Genomic DNA, 13,862 nt, shown 5'->3' with positions numbered 1-13,862 from the left:
CTTACCGCACATCGAGCGTCTTATTCCCTTGACGTGCCACCTGCTATCCCGGCAGGACATCCTCAAATTTCGCCCGGGAGCCCATCGTGAGTGATTCGATCGAAACCGTGCGCACCGTTCAGGATCTGCGAAGGATCGTGGAGGGATGGCAGGCGTCGGGAAAAACGGTTGCGCTCGTTCCCACAATGGGCGCGCTGCACACCGGCCACCTCTCGCTCGTCGAACTCGCGAAGACCAAAGCCGACAAGGCCGTCGTCTCCGTATTCGTGAACCCGACGCAGTTCGCGCCCCATGAGGATCTCGAGCGCTACCCGCGCGACGAAGCGGGCGACATGAAAAAGCTCGCGACCGTCGCCACCGATCTCGTGTGGAGCCCAAGCGTCGAAGAGATGTATCCGGGCGGCTTCTCAACAGGCGTAAAAGCCGGAAGCGCCGCGTCTGACCTCGAAGGCGCCTTCCGCCCGCAGCATTTTGACGGCGTCGCAACGGTCTGCTGCAAACTGTTCAACCAGGTCAGGCCGTCCATCGCGATCTTCGGCGAAAAAGACTATCAGCAGCTCGCTGTCCTGCGGCAGATGGTCAAAGACCTGAATATACCGGTGACGCTCGTCGCAGCGCCGACAAAGCGCGAAGCAAGCGGCCTCGCGCTCTCCTCGCGGAATGCCTACCTTTCAGACGCCGAACGCGCCGCCGCGCCCGCTCTTTTCGCCGCAATATCGGATGTGGCAGAACGGGTTGCGGGCGGCACTGCCATCACCGTCGCCACCGTGTCGGCGGTCGAAACGCTGCGCGCGGCGGGCTTCACGAAAGTGGACTATGTGGAAATCCGCGACGCCGAAACACTGGCGCCTGCCGCCGGTGCGAACCGGCCGCTTCGGGTTCTCGCGGCCGCGTGGCTCGGCAAGACGCGCCTGATCGATAACGTCGCGGTCCAAACCCCAGCCTGAGTTGCACCGCGGCCACAAAGCCCACTGGGCGTGCTGGCGCAGAGCCCGACGCACGCTATAAGGACGTTTCCAAGATTCGCCTCAGCGGACCTCTGTCGTGCGTCGGGCCGCCCGGTTTCCCGAACGGTGCTTGGCGTCGCGATATCATCGAGGGCTGCAAATGGGCCGATCGCAGATTGATCTCTTTTCGGAAATCGACAGCGAAATGACTGAAAAATCGTCGCGCGCCAGAAAACCCGCCGAGACAGCAGGTTACAGCGAACACGATATCGAAGTGCTCGAAGGGCTGGAGCCCGTTCGCCGCCGTCCTGGCATGTACATTGGCGGCACCGACGAGAAGGCGATGCACCACCTCTTCGCCGAGGTGATCGACAACTCGATGGACGAAGCCGTCGCGGGCCACGCGACATGGATCGAGGTCGAGCTTTCGGCCGATGGCTTTCTGTCCGTCACGGATAACGGTCGCGGCATCCCGGTCGGCCCCTATCCGAAGAACAAAAGCCTCAGCACGCTCGAAGTCGTGCTGACCGTCCTTCATGCGGGCGGCAAGTTCGATTCCAAGGCCTACAATACCTCGGGCGGCCTGCACGGCGTCGGCGTCTCGGTCGTCAACGCACTGTCGGAAACGCTCGAAATCCAGGTCGCGCGTGAGCAGCAGCTTTATCGCATGGTGTTCTCGCGCGGCGTGCCGCAGACGAAGCTCGAAAAGCTCGGCAGCATCATGAACCGGCGCGGCACGAAAGTGCGCTTCAAGCCGGACGAAAAGATCTTCGGCAAGGGCGCCGCGTTTCGCCCTGCCCGTCTTTTCAAGATGTCACGCTCGAAAGCCTACCTATTCGGCGGCGTCGAAATTCGCTGGAAGTGCGCACCCGAGCTCATCAAGGATGACACGCCCGCCGAAGCCATCCTGCATTTTCCGGGCGGCCTCAGCGACTTCCTCGTCGCGTCGATTGACGGCCGGACGCGCATCACCAAGGACATCTTCTCGGGGCGCGTCGAAAAGGACGGCGGCCACGGTTCTGTGGAATGGGCCGTTGCTTGGATTTCGGATGACGACGGCTTCTCGCTCTCCTACTGCAACACGATTCCGACGGCCGAAGGCGGCACGCACGAGAACGGCTTGCGCCAAGCGCTCTACAAGGGGCTGCGCGCCTACGGCGAACTGACGGGCAACAAGAAAGCCATACAGATCACCTCCGAAGACGTGATGGGCTCCGCAGCGTCGATGCTCTCGGTCTTCATCCGTGAACCGGAATTTCAAGGCCAGACCAAAGACAAACTCGCAACCGTCGAAGCGACGCGGATTGTCGAAACTGCGGTGCGCGATGCCTTCGATCATTGGCTCGCCGATTCCCCGCAACAAGCGACGAAGCTGCTCGAATGGACCATCGATCAGTCGGAAGAACGGCTGAAGCGGCGGCGCGAGAAAGAGATCGGCCGCCAATCGGCAACGCGTAAGCTGCGTCTGCCGGGCAAACTTGCGGATTGCTCCATCCAGCAAGCTGCGGGAACGGAAATCTTCATCGTCGAAGGCGACTCGGCTGGCGGCAGCGCGAAAAGTGCGCGCGCCCGCGAAACCCAGGCGGTTCTACCGTTGCGCGGCAAGATCCTGAACGTCGCGAACGCGTCTTCGGCCAAGCTGCAGCAGAACCAGCTCCTCGGCGATCTCATCCAGGCTCTCGGCGCCGGAACGGGTTCCAAGTATCGCGACGACGACCTGCGCTACGAGCGCGTTATCATCATGACGGACGCGGACGTCGACGGCGCGCACATCGCGTCGCTGCTGATCACGTTCTTCTACCAGGAAATGCCCGAGCTGATTGAGAACGGGCATCTCTTCCTCGCCGTGCCACCGCTCTACAAAATTTCCGACAAGAGCGACGTCGCCTACGCCCACACGGAAGCGCTCCGCGACCAGATCATCGCAGAACGCTTCAAAAACAAGAAGCCGAAGGTGACGCGCTTCAAAGGCCTTGGAGAAATGGACTTCAAGGACCTGAAGGAAACGACGATGGATAAGAGCAAGCGCACGCTTCTGCGCATCGCGCTTGACGAAGGCGAGCGCTCAGGCCTTTCCGATGTCGTGAACTCGCTGATGGGATCGAAGCCCGAAGCGCGCTTCCGCTTCATTCAGGAAAATGCGGCCTTCGCCAAAGACCTCGACATCTGATCGCTGAGGAATCGAACGGATGACGCGCGTGTAAACAAAGCGCGTCTCCGACCTTCAGCTTTCCCGCAGAGAGTCCGCGTTTTCGCGCGCGATCGCCGCAGGATTCTTCACCTGCGCATATTCGAGCGTCTCAGTATCGACGAAGATCTCTTCCGATGCTTTCGGCGCGTACTTCTCGCCCAAAACCTCGATCACTGTCGGATTGCGATTTTCGACATCACCGTGGGGCGAGTTGAAGTACCCTTCGACGACAATGCCTTTTTCCCGATATTCCGGATCCTGCAGCAACAGCTCGTGCAGTCCGTGCAGCTTGTAGTGCGGAACGGACGCGTAGATGTGATGCGGCAGATGATAATCCATGCCGAACGGAAATACGGCGTAGCGAATAAACGGATTGACCAGGAACACGCGTGAGTTCGTAAAACGTCCGCGGTCCGCATTTCCGTGCTGCACCCACTGCCGCATGATCATGAAGAGCGGAAACGTCGTGAAGAGCGGCACGATCCAGAAGAGCCCGAAATACGTCCACGCGGGTGCAAGACCGGAAACCTCGACCGCAGTGAGCGAGAAATAGACAATCGCCATAAAGACGACGCGGCTGATGTTCGTCACCCGGTGCGAAATAACCGTCTCGACATGCGCATGAGGAAGTTTGCTTTCGTCGAGCCGCGCGAAATAGGTAATCACCAGCAACGTCATTGCACCGAGTGCGGCAAACGCCCAATCACCATGGCCCGACTGTAGCAACGGAATCGAAACCGCCGGCGCGCCAACCGCATAAATGATACCGGCAAGCGTCGGCAGGCGCTCGCCGCGCCGCTCGCGATCCACGTAAGGATTGTTGACCGTACCGAGCGCGCTGTAACGCGCCCGCGCAAGCGTGTAGCGGAAAAGGTTAGGCAGCCAGAGTTGCTTTCCCAACGCCTGCAGCATCTCGAAATGCGTAATCGGAAAATCGAGATCGTGCCCGCTGTCATGCAACTGCGCAAAATCCGGATCGCGCACCGGATCATTGATGAATTGATGGTGCGCGAGATGATGCAAGCGGAAATGGAAGGTCGACGTATAAATCGGAAAAGCAGCAAGCCAATCCGAGGCAAGCTCATTCAGAGTCTTGTTCTCGAACAGAATGAAGTGCGTACCTTCATGGATGACGCCACCGAACTGGTGCTGCGACGCCCCGATTGCCGTGATCGCAAACAGCGTCATCGGGATATTCCACCACCAGCCGAGGCCAGCTTCCGCAACGAGATGATAACTCCAGATCGTTGCAACCAACGACGCGGCGATGACGAGATAAACGAAGCCGATGTGTTGGAAGTTCGTGCGATTATCCCGCACCTTGAGTTCGCGGATCGCCTCCGATCGCATCACTCTGGAGCGCCGTGAGACGTCCCCGCCCAGCGCTTCCACAGGCGCAGACGTTTGCTTCGGATCTGACTTCCGAAGAGCAGAGGCTGCATTGGCCGTCATTAATCGTGTCCTCGTGGCAAAAGGAATCGCGCCAAACGCGAATCAGGCAGGAGAGAACTCGCTCACGACACACTAAATGCAAAGGTATGGCAGCGAACATCTGGCGGAAAGTCAATCCAGCCAATATGACGAACGAACTCGCCAGGCCATGAAGCGGGCAATTTACGATATTTCCCCCGGCTCGCCCGCCCAGGACTCCAGCATATATCTCGCTCTGTCGCACCACCACGGGTAATTTCCCGTGCGCACACGTGTGATTCGCGGATCACATAGGCAGTTTTACTTAGATGTGCGAAGCGGCGCTAGAACGGCAATCGTCCCGCTCCGCTGCCTGAACCGCAATGTCGCAGGGATTGAGAGGGGAAGATATGAACAACAGAGCACTTGCAGCCGAGGCTTTCGGCGCCTTCATGCTGGTCGCATCCATTTTGGGGTCGGCATTCTACTCGTTTGGAGCCCCAGCAGGCCCAGCTGGCATCATTGGCGTTGCATTCTCGATTGGCATCACCGTTGCCGTCACGATTTACGCGATCGGCCATATTTCCGGCGGCCATTATAATCCGGCCGTAACGCTAGGCCTCGTCGCCGCTGGCCGCTTCGAAATCGGCAAGGCGATCCCCTACATCATCGCCCAGGTTATCGGCGGGCTTGCTGCCGCTGGGGTATTCTCGCTTATCGGCCACACCAGCGCGACCTTCGCAGCCAACGGCTACGGCGAACTCTCGATGCTGAAAGCGACGCTGCCGCAAGTCTTCATCATCGAAACGGTACTCACTGCGTTCTTCCTTGTCGTCATTGTCGGCGTCACGCGTGCGAGCGGACCGGGCTTGCTGGCTCCGTTGGCCATCGGCCTCGCCTTGACCGCCATCCACTTGATGTCGATCCCGATCTCGAACACCTCCGTGAACCCGGTCCGCAGCTTCGCACCGGCTGTGTTCGCGGGCGGCGAGGCCTTGTCGCAGGTCTGGCTGTTCTGGGTCGCGCCCATTCTCGGCGGCGTCATCGGCGGCCTTTTCGCCAAATGGATGCTCGACGATAAGTAACTCGTCTCAAAGAGCGATCACGATATTACGGATGGCGGATTTCGATCGGCCATCCGTCCCAGGCCTCGCCTTTTGCTCAGAAACCTAAGTGAAACGGGCGGGCGCCGTGTCGCGCACAAGAGCTTTTTCTTGCGTTCGACCGGGATGTATGCGAGCACCCGATCGTGCCGGAGCGCAGGGGATCGATTATTGCGCATTTTTTACGCTATTTTGATCCGCCCTCCCCATTTGGCTTAGTACCTTTTCGGCACTGTCCCCCTGCGCTCTTGTCTACCAACCCGATGTATCTGCACCGGGTAATCCGCTTCGCGCAGATGGAGAATGGGACTTTTGGAAAGCAAGACGTTTGCTGACCTTGGATTATCTCCCAAGGTTCAGGCAGCTGTGACGGCTGCCGGTTATTCGATCCCGACCCCGATTCAAGCCGCCGCTATACCGGTCGCCATCACGGGCCGCGATGTACTTGGCATTGCTCAGACCGGCACGGGAAAGACGGCATCGTTCGTCCTTCCAATGATCCACCGGCTAGAATCCGGACGTGCGCGGGCCCGAATGCCCCGCTCGCTTATCCTGGCACCGACACGCGAACTCGCCGCGCAGGTTGCCCAGAGCTTCGAGAAGTACGGCGTCAATCACAAGCTCGCGGTCGCCCTGTTGATCGGCGGCGTCTCGATGGACGAGCAGGTCAAGAAGCTGGACCGCGGCGTCGACGTTCTGATCGCGACACCCGGCCGTTTGCTTGATCATTTCGGCCGCGGCCGCATCATGCTGATGGGCGTCGAAATTCTCGTCATCGACGAAGCTGACCGCATGCTCGACATGGGCTTCATTCCGGACATCGAGAAGATCTGCAAGCTTCTGCCGCCCCGCCGCCAGACGCTCTTCTTCTCAGCCACGATGCCGCCGGAGATCACCCGGCTCGTCAATCAGTTCCTGAAAGAACCGGTTCGTGTCGAAGTCGCCAAACCGGCAACGACGGCGAAAACCATCACGCAGCGCTTCATCTATTGCGCCAACGGTGAAGACTGGTCGAAACGCGACACGCTCCGCAACATGATCCGCGATGGCAACGTCAAGAACGCCATCATCTTCTGCAACCGCAAACGCGATGTCGCCGTGCTCTACAAATCGTTGAGCAAACACGGCTTCAACGCTGGCGAATTGCACGGCGACATGGACCAGGGCCGGCGCACCGAAACGCTCGAACGCTTCCGTAAAGGTGAAATTCAGTTGCTGGCCGCTTCGGATGTCGCGGCACGCGGACTGGATATTCCGGACGTATCGCACGTCTTCAACTTTGATCTTCCTTGGGCCGCTGATGACTACGTTCATCGCATCGGCCGCACAGGACGCGCAGGCCGGGAAGGCTTTTCGGCCTCACTCGTCAGCCCGGATGATCTGAAGTTCGTCAAAGACATCGAGAAGGTCACCGGGGAAGGCGCCGTATGGCTTGGCGATGCACCCAGCGAAGAAGACATTGCCGACGCCGGAAAACGCCGCCGCGGCCGTGGCGGACGCAGCGGTAGCAAATCCGCACCAGCACCGCGCGGCGGACGCGATCGCGAAGCCCGCAACGCACCCCGCTCAAAGCCAGCTGGCGAACAGAGCGAGCAGCGCAGCGAGCGTAACGAACGGCCCGCCCGAAGCGAGCGTCGCCCGCCTGCGGAACAACCGACCATCGCAGCAACGCCGGAACCTGCGTCCGCAGCCACGGCTGAAGGCAAGCCGCGCCGCGCTCCGGCCCGTTCTGCGCCACGTCAGCAAGAACGCCGCGCCGACGCCTGGACCGACGCACCCAAGCCGAAGTCCTCGCATGCGAAGACGGCGCGCCCTGCCGCGACGGAATCTTCGCGTCCCGAGCAAGCGGAACGCAAGGGCGGCAACAATGACCGCTTAGGCTTCGCCGAAAACGTTCCGGCCTTCATGCGCCGCCCCGCGCGCCCGTTGAAGGTTCCCGGCCGCGGCTAAGCGCAAAATCACGAACAAAAATATTGGCGGGCGCAGGAATGCGTCCGCCATTTTGTTTGGGCCAGACTGTTGCAACGTCCGAAGCTATGCGGCGCTTCACCGATCCGCCGGAGCAAATCCCTCAGGCGTAACCGGCTCGAGGTTCACGCTCTCGCCGCAGCCGCACGCGCTCTTCTGGTTCGGGTTGTTGAACACAAACTGAGACGACAGCTTGTCGGTCTTGAAGTCCATCTCCGTGCCAAGCAGATACATGATCGCGGCCGGATCGATCAGCACGACAGCGCCGCGATCCTCGATGATCTCATCGAATTTACCGATCTCGTCCGCCCACGTCATCGTGTATTCCATGCCCGCGCAACCGCCCTTCTTGATGCCGATTTTGAGCGCTTTCACGCCCGGCTTCTGCGCAAGCAACGTCGCGACGCGCTTTGCAGCCGCATCGGTGAGGGTCATGACCTTGGGCATTATTCTAAGTGAGGGCACATAGGCCTCCAGAATTCGAGTCGCCGACCAGTTTCAATATATGGGAAACCGACCGAAAAAAGCGAGGGCACCTCAAAACGCCGGTTTAGGGCGTCTGTCGGTGGTTAAAACATTCCAACTGCTAAGCGGGCTTCGTCCGACATTCGGCTCTGATCCCACGGCGGATCGAACACGAGGTTGACCTTCGTGCCCAAGATCCCCGGAACGGTATTAACGGCGTCTTCCACCCATCTCGGCATGTCGCCCGCCACCGGACATCCCGGAGCGGTCAGCGTCATATCGATCGTGACATTGCGGTCGTCATCGATCTCGACCTTGTAGATCAATCCAAGTTCATAAATGTCGGACGGAATTTCCGGATCAAACACGGTCTTCAGCGCCGCAATGATGTCGCGAGTGAGTTGCTCGACGTCTTCAGGCTGCAATGCCGATGTTGCCGCCGGAGCCACCGTTGCAGACGTGTCCGCGCCAGCGGTCACGCCAGCCGCGCCTTCGCTTGCAGGCACTTCCGATACGTTGCTCGCCTTGTCATTGGCCGCCGGCGCATCAAGTGCCTCAACGGCATCTTTCAGCGTCCCACGCTCCTCGGTCTTATGTTTGCCGTCCACCAGGCAAGCTCCTTACGCAAAAAGGTCGTGAGCTTTAGTCAGCGCCACGATCAGCGCGTCGACTTCAGCTTTAGTATTGTACAATGCAAATGACGCACGGCAGGTTGCTGTCACACCGAGCCGCTCCATCAGCGGCTGTGCGCAATGGTGCCCTGCACGAATCGCAACGCCCGAACGATCGATGATCGTCGAAACGTCGTGCGGATGAAGGCCATCAACCGTGAACGAGAAGATCGCGCCCTTGCCCGGCGCAGTTCCGTATAGCTTCAGCCACGGAAGCTCGCGCAACCGCGCGTTCGCGTAATCACCGAGTTCGGCCTCGTAATGCGAAATCTTCTCGCGCCCGATCTGCATCATGTAATTGAGCGCCGCGTTTAGCCCCACCGCCTCCACGATCGGCGGCGTTCCGGCTTCAAACCGGTGCGGCGGCTTATTGTATGTGATGCGATCGACGGCGACGCTTTCGATCATGTCGCCACCGCCCTCGAAAGGCGGAAGCGACTCGAGCAATTCGCGCTTGCCGTAAAGCACACCAATGCCAGACGGCCCATAAGTCTTATGGCCAGTGAACGTATAGAAGTCGGCATCGAGATCGCGCACGTCGACAGCCATATGCACGGCGGATTGGCTGCCATCCACCAATACCGGCACCCCCTTGCCATGCGCGAGCCGAATGATCTCCTTCACCGGATTGATCGTGCCAAGCACATTCGACATATGCGTGACGGCAACGATCTTCGTGCGCTTGGTAATAAGGCTATCGAGCCGATCGAGAAGCAACTCGCCCCGGTCGTTCATCGGCGCGAACTGCAACACCGCTCCCTTGCGCTCGCGGAGGAAATGCCACGGCACGATGTTCGCGTGGTGCTCCATGATCGTCGTCACGATCTCGTCGCCCTCACCGATGCGCGTCTGTCCAAAACCATTTGCGACCATATTGATCGCGCTCGTCGCATTACGCGTGAAAATGATCTCGTCCGAATGCTCCGCATTCAGGAACCGCCGCACCGTCTCGCGCGCAGTTTCGTAATGATCGGTCGCGACATTTGAAAGGTGATGCAGCCCGCGGTGCACGTTGGCATATTCGAAGCGGTACGCGTGATCCATCGCCTCGATCACAGCGCGTGGCTTCTGCGCCGACGCGCCATTATCGAGATAGACGAGCGGACGATCGTGCACCTCGCGAAAGAGGATCGGAAAGTCCGCACGAATGAGATCAACGTCATAGGGCCGTGCGGTCAAACCCGCCTGCGACCCAGCGCTTCGCGCCGGAGAAACCTTCGCTTCGCTGCCCATAGTCATTCCTTATCCGCGGTTGGCGCCCTTCAGCCAATCCGCTGCATAGCCCACCAACGCGGAACGCAGCTCTTCGTTTTCGACCTTGTCGAGCGCCTCGCCGATGAAGGAATCGATCAGCAACGCCCGCGACTCGGCCTCCGGAATGCCGCGAGATCTACAGTAAAACAAGAGATCTTCGTCGAGCTGGGCCGTCGTTGTGCCGTGACCGCAAACCACGTCGTCGGCAAAAATTTCGAGTTCGGGCTTCGAGTCGAATTCCGCATCCGGCGACAGCATCAACGCTTGCGACATCTGCTTGCCGTCCGTCTTCTGCGCGTCGGGCTGCACGATAATCTTGCCCTGAAACACGCCGCGAGCCTGGTCATCGAGAACGCCTTTGAAGAGCTCGCGGCTCATGCAATTCGGAACCGCATGATCGACGATCAGCGTCGTATCGATGTGCTCATGACCACGCGCGAGATACGCGCCGGACAGATCGAGCTTTCCGCCCTCACCCGCGTAGATCACATTGATCTCGTTGCGCGCAACTCCAAGGCCCGTCGAAAACTGGAACCCACGATACGTTGCATCCTCACCGAGCGTGACCATCAAGTTCGAAAGATGGAGACACTTACCGAGATCGACTGCAACCTTCGCATGATAAATATCAGCACCCGTACCGACGGTGACGCTGCTCGCCCCGTTCGACTGCCCTTCACGCGCCGCGCCAGGCAGCACGACATGCGCTTCGACGATCGTCGCCGTCGCGCCATCACCCGCCTTGATCACATTGCGCACCGATACCGAGCGCGCTTCCGAACCAGCCCGCACGAATACCGCGAGCAGCGGCTTCGATATGTTTGACCCGGCCGCGATTTCAACCATCGCGCCGTCCGTTGCGAACGCCGCGTTGAGAGCCGTGATCGCGTCACGCGACTGGCCGACGAGATCTAGCGCCGAAGGCTCAGTCGCGTTCGAAAGAGCCGCGCCGAGCGTCGTCACCGTAACGCCATTGGCGTCCTGAAGGTCGTCGAGATCCGCGCGATGTTGTCCGTTGACGAACACAACCCGGTGCGCGTCCACATGGGCGAGCGGTCCAAGCGCGACGATCAGTTCCCCGATCGTCAAAGGCGTCTGGTCTCCAATCGAAGGCGGCAGCACGTCTTTGATGTGAGCGCGCAGATCCGTGTACTTCCATTCCTCGATGCGCCGATGCGGCAATCCGAACGCGCCAAACCGGCCGATAGCCTCCTTGCGCTGCGTCTTGACCGCCGCGCTACCCGGCAAGCGGTCGGCAACAGCTTCGAACGCCTCGGTCAGCGCCTGCTCGGCCTTCGTTTTCATCACTGCTACGTTCATGTCAGGCCGCCTTACCGGTAAAATCCGCATACCCCGATTTCTCGAGTTCAAGCGCGAGTTCCTTACCGCCGGTTTTCTGAATCCGTCCGTCCGCCAAAACGTGCACCTTGTCCGGCACGATGTAATTCAAAAGCCGCTGATAGTGCGTGATGACGAGGAACGCCCGTTCCGGCGAGCGCAACGCATTCACGCCTTCCGAAACAATGCGCAGCGCGTCGATGTCGAGGCCCGAGTCCGTTTCGTCGAGAATGCAGAGCGTCGGCTCCAGCAGCGCCATTTGCAGCGCTTCCGAGCGCTTCTTCTCGCCGCCCGAAAATCCGACGTTGACCGGCCGCTTCAACATATCGATGTCGATGTTGAGCTGCGCACCCTTTTCCTTCGCGAGCTTCAGGAAGGCAGGCGTCGTCAACTCATCCTGACCGCGCTTCTTCCGCAGCGCGTTGAGCGCGGTGCGCAGAAACGTCAATCCGGCAACTCCGGGAATTTCCATCGGATACTGGAAGGCAAGGAACACGCCCTTCGCGGCGCGTTCCTCGGGTTCGAGTTCGAGAACCGACTCGCCGTTCCAAAGAATTTCGCCGTCGGTAACTTCGTATCCGTCGCGTCCGGCCAACACGTAAGCAAGCGTCGACTTGCCCGATCCGTTCGGGCCCATGATCGCGTGCACTTCGCCGTTCGGAACTTTCAACGACAGTCCCTTGAGGATCATGCGATCCTCATCGGCGAGCTTCACGTGCAGGTTCTTGATCTCAAGCATGTCTCAGTACCATTCTCTAAAATATTACTTTGAATCCGTGCTGCCCCAGCGCCAACGCCATTCCCCGTCCGTCTTCGAACGAGTGAACAGCGCGAAGCCCGCCGTCAGAGCGGCGATGAGCGCAAACGAGGCAAACAGTTCCCATGGCGTAGGCGATCCGGCATACCCCGGCCCGGCTACCGCAAAGTTCGAAATACCGGCCACGATCGCGATGAAAGCCGCAACCGACAGCCAACCCTTCCAGTTCGTCGGCGTTGCACCGTAACCGTATCGGCGCGGTTTGAACCAATAGTCGTTCATAGCTAGCCAACACTTCCTTCAAGCGAGATGCCGATCAGCTTCTGCGTCTCGGCCATGAATTCCATCGGCAAATGCTGCAGCACATCGCGGACGAACCCGTTGACGACCAGCGCCACCGCTTCTTCAGACGAAAGCCCGCGCTGACGGCAGTAGAACAGCATGTCGTCGGAAATCTTCGACGTCGTTGCCTCGTGTTCGAAATGCGCGCTCGAGTTCTTGGCTTCGATGTACGGCACGGTATGCGCCCCGCACTTGTCACCGATGAGCAACGAGTCGCAGTTCGTAAAGTTGCGCACGTTCGTCGCCTTACGATGCGCCGAGACGAGGCCGCGATATGTATTCTGCGAATATCCGGCAGCGATGCCCTTCGAGATAATCCGGCTCGACGAATTCTTGCCGAGGTGGATCATCTTCGTTCCGCTATCGACCTGCTGATAGCCGTTCGAAACTGCGATCGAATAGAACTCGCCGCGCGAGTTATCGCCACGCAGAATGCAACTCGGATACTTCCAGGTAATCGCTGAACCCGTTTCAACCTGCGTCCACGAGATCTTCGAATTGTGCCCGCGGCAGTCGCCGCGCTTGGTAACGAAATTGTAGATCCCGCCTTTGCCCTGCGCATCGCCCGGATACCAGTTCTGAACCGTCGAGTATTTGATCTCGGCGTCGTCGAGCGCGATCAGTTCCACCACGGCTGCATGGAGCTGATTTTCGTCGCGTGTCGGCGCGGTGCAGCCTTCAAGATACGACACATAAGCACCACGCTCCGCGATGATCAGCGTCCGCTCAAACTGGCCGGTGCCCTTTTCGTTCATGCGGAAGTAGGTCGAAAGCTCCATCGGGCAGCGCACGCCTTCAGGCACATAAACAAACGAGCCATCCGAATAGACGGCTGCATTGAGCGCCGCGTAGAAGTTGTCGGTCGATGGAACGACGGAGCCCAAGTACTTGCGCACCAGTTCCGGATGCTCACGCACCGCTTCCGAGATCGAACAGAAGATGACGCCGGCCTTCTTCAATTCTTCCTTGAAGGTCGTCACGACGGAAACACTGTCGAACACGGCATCCACCGCGACGCGGGACGTCGAAACGCCCGCCAGAATCTCCTGCTCTTTGAGCGGAATACCGAGCTTCTGATACGTTTCCAGCAGCTTCGGATCGACTTCGGCAAGGCTCGTCGGTCCATCCAAAGACCGCGGCGCCGAGTAATATGTGATGTCCTGAAAATCGATCTTCGGATAATTGACGCGCGCCCATGTCGGCTCGGTCATCGCCTTCCAGCGCTGAAAAGCCTCGAGCCTCCAATTGAGAAGCCACTCCGGATCGTTCTTCTTGGCCGAGATGAAACGAATGGTCGATTCATCGAGGCCCTTCGGAGCTTTGACGCTCTCGATCGAAGTCTCAAAACCATACTTGTACTGGTCGACATCGATCTTCTTGACTTGATCGATCGTCTCCTGAACAGCAGCCATACGT

Annotated in this window: 12 protein-coding genes; 4 read left to right on the top strand and 8 right to left on the bottom strand. The window is 59.4% G+C overall.

Annotated elements, in window-relative coordinates; translation table 11 throughout:
• The first annotated feature begins 86 nt into the window (after window positions 1-86).
• Together panC and parE are read left to right on the top strand one after the other, a co-directional pair.
• Window positions 87-947: a pantoate--beta-alanine ligase gene (gene panC, locus DLM45_RS12845; RefSeq protein WP_181337484.1), complete on the top strand. Its 861-nt coding sequence runs from the start codon at window positions 87-89 to the stop codon at window positions 945-947.
• A gap of 160 nt (window positions 948-1,107) precedes the next feature.
• On the top strand, window positions 1,108-3,117 hold the full coding sequence (gene parE, locus DLM45_RS12840; RefSeq protein ID WP_181337483.1) for a DNA topoisomerase IV subunit B: 2,010 nt from the start codon (window positions 1,108-1,110) through the stop codon (window positions 3,115-3,117).
• Window positions 3,118-3,171: 54 nt separating this feature from the next.
• On the opposite strand, the gene DLM45_RS12835 is transcribed toward parE, so the two are convergent.
• Window positions 3,172-4,590, bottom strand: a complete 1,419-nt coding sequence (locus DLM45_RS12835; RefSeq protein ID WP_181337482.1) for a fatty acid desaturase family protein — start codon at window positions 4,588-4,590, stop codon at window positions 3,172-3,174.
• Window positions 4,591-4,958: 368 nt separating this feature from the next.
• On the opposite strand from DLM45_RS12835, the gene DLM45_RS12830 reads away from it, so the two are divergent.
• Both DLM45_RS12830 and DLM45_RS12825 read left to right on the top strand, forming a co-directional pair.
• Window positions 4,959-5,633, top strand: a complete 675-nt coding sequence (locus DLM45_RS12830) for an aquaporin (protein ID WP_181337481.1) — start codon at window positions 4,959-4,961, stop codon at window positions 5,631-5,633.
• 321 nt (window positions 5,634-5,954) lie between these two features.
• Window positions 5,955-7,601, top strand: coding sequence for a DEAD/DEAH box helicase (locus tag DLM45_RS12825; protein WP_181337480.1), 1,647 nt, complete (start codon window positions 5,955-5,957; stop codon window positions 7,599-7,601).
• A 96-nt stretch (window positions 7,602-7,697) separates the two neighbouring features.
• Here DLM45_RS12825 and DLM45_RS12820 read toward each other — a convergent pair whose 3' ends face one another.
• The 7 genes from DLM45_RS12820 to sufB all read right to left on the bottom strand — a co-directional run bounded on the left by DLM45_RS12820 (window position 7,698) and on the right by sufB (window position 13,858).
• Window positions 7,698-8,054, bottom strand: coding sequence for a HesB/IscA family protein (locus tag DLM45_RS12820; protein WP_181337479.1), 357 nt, complete (start codon window positions 8,052-8,054; stop codon window positions 7,698-7,700).
• Between the two features lie 134 nt (window positions 8,055-8,188).
• The gene (locus DLM45_RS12815; protein ID WP_425485236.1) at window positions 8,189-8,563 is read right to left on the bottom strand and encodes an SUF system Fe-S cluster assembly protein; all 375 of its coding nucleotides are present in this window, start codon (window positions 8,561-8,563) and stop codon (window positions 8,189-8,191) included.
• Between the two features lie 141 nt (window positions 8,564-8,704).
• The gene (locus DLM45_RS12810; protein WP_181338322.1) at window positions 8,705-9,988 is read right to left on the bottom strand and encodes a cysteine desulfurase; all 1,284 of its coding nucleotides are present in this window, start codon (window positions 9,986-9,988) and stop codon (window positions 8,705-8,707) included.
• A gap of 9 nt (window positions 9,989-9,997) precedes the next feature.
• Entirely contained in the window at window positions 9,998-11,329 is a 1,332-nt protein-coding gene (sufD, locus tag DLM45_RS12805) for a Fe-S cluster assembly protein SufD (RefSeq protein ID WP_181337477.1), read from the bottom strand.
• Between the two features lies 1 nt (window position 11,330).
• Entirely contained in the window at window positions 11,331-12,086 is a 756-nt protein-coding gene (gene sufC, locus DLM45_RS12800; RefSeq protein WP_181337476.1) for a Fe-S cluster assembly ATPase SufC, read from the bottom strand.
• A 24-nt stretch (window positions 12,087-12,110) separates the two neighbouring features.
• Complete coding sequence (locus DLM45_RS12795; RefSeq protein ID WP_181337475.1) at window positions 12,111-12,386, bottom strand: hypothetical protein; 276 nt, start codon at window positions 12,384-12,386, stop codon at window positions 12,111-12,113.
• 2 nt (window positions 12,387-12,388) lie between these two features.
• On the bottom strand, window positions 12,389-13,858 hold the full coding sequence (sufB, locus tag DLM45_RS12790) for a Fe-S cluster assembly protein SufB (RefSeq protein ID WP_181337474.1): 1,470 nt from the start codon (window positions 13,856-13,858) through the stop codon (window positions 12,389-12,391).
• Window positions 13,859-13,862: the final 4 nt, after the last annotated feature.

Source organism: Hyphomicrobium methylovorum (assembly GCF_013626205.1).
Lineage (GTDB): Bacteria > Pseudomonadota > Alphaproteobacteria > Rhizobiales > Hyphomicrobiaceae > Hyphomicrobium_B > Hyphomicrobium_B methylovorum.
The sequence above is the reverse complement of the archived record's forward strand: the minus strand, read 5'-3'. Positions and strand labels throughout refer to the sequence as shown.

Excerpts from the sequence above, each read along its gene's own strand:
- DLM45_RS12810 (WP_181338322.1), bottom strand. The coding sequence starts at position 9,988 with ATGGGCAGCGAAGCGAAGGTTTCTCCGGCGCGAAGCGCTGGGTCGCAG.
- sufC (WP_181337476.1), bottom strand. The coding sequence starts at position 12,086 with ATGCTTGAGATCAAGAACCTGCACGTGAAGCTCGCCGATGAGGATCGC.
- DLM45_RS12825 (WP_181337480.1), top strand. The coding sequence starts at position 5,955 with ATGGGACTTTTGGAAAGCAAGACGTTTGCTGACCTTGGATTATCTCCC.
- DLM45_RS12795 (WP_181337475.1), bottom strand. The coding sequence starts at position 12,386 with ATGAACGACTATTGGTTCAAACCGCGCCGATACGGTTACGGTGCAACG.
- sufB (WP_181337474.1), bottom strand. The coding sequence starts at position 13,858 with ATGGCTGCTGTTCAGGAGACGATCGATCAAGTCAAGAAGATCGATGTC.
- DLM45_RS12820 (WP_181337479.1), bottom strand. The coding sequence starts at position 8,054 with ATGACCCTCACCGATGCGGCTGCAAAGCGCGTCGCGACGTTGCTTGCG.
- DLM45_RS12830 (WP_181337481.1), top strand. The coding sequence starts at position 4,959 with ATGAACAACAGAGCACTTGCAGCCGAGGCTTTCGGCGCCTTCATGCTG.
- DLM45_RS12835 (WP_181337482.1), bottom strand. The coding sequence starts at position 4,590 with ATGACGGCCAATGCAGCCTCTGCTCTTCGGAAGTCAGATCCGAAGCAA.
- parE (WP_181337483.1), top strand. The coding sequence starts at position 1,108 with ATGGGCCGATCGCAGATTGATCTCTTTTCGGAAATCGACAGCGAAATG.
- sufD (WP_181337477.1), bottom strand. The coding sequence starts at position 11,329 with ATGAACGTAGCAGTGATGAAAACGAAGGCCGAGCAGGCGCTGACCGAG.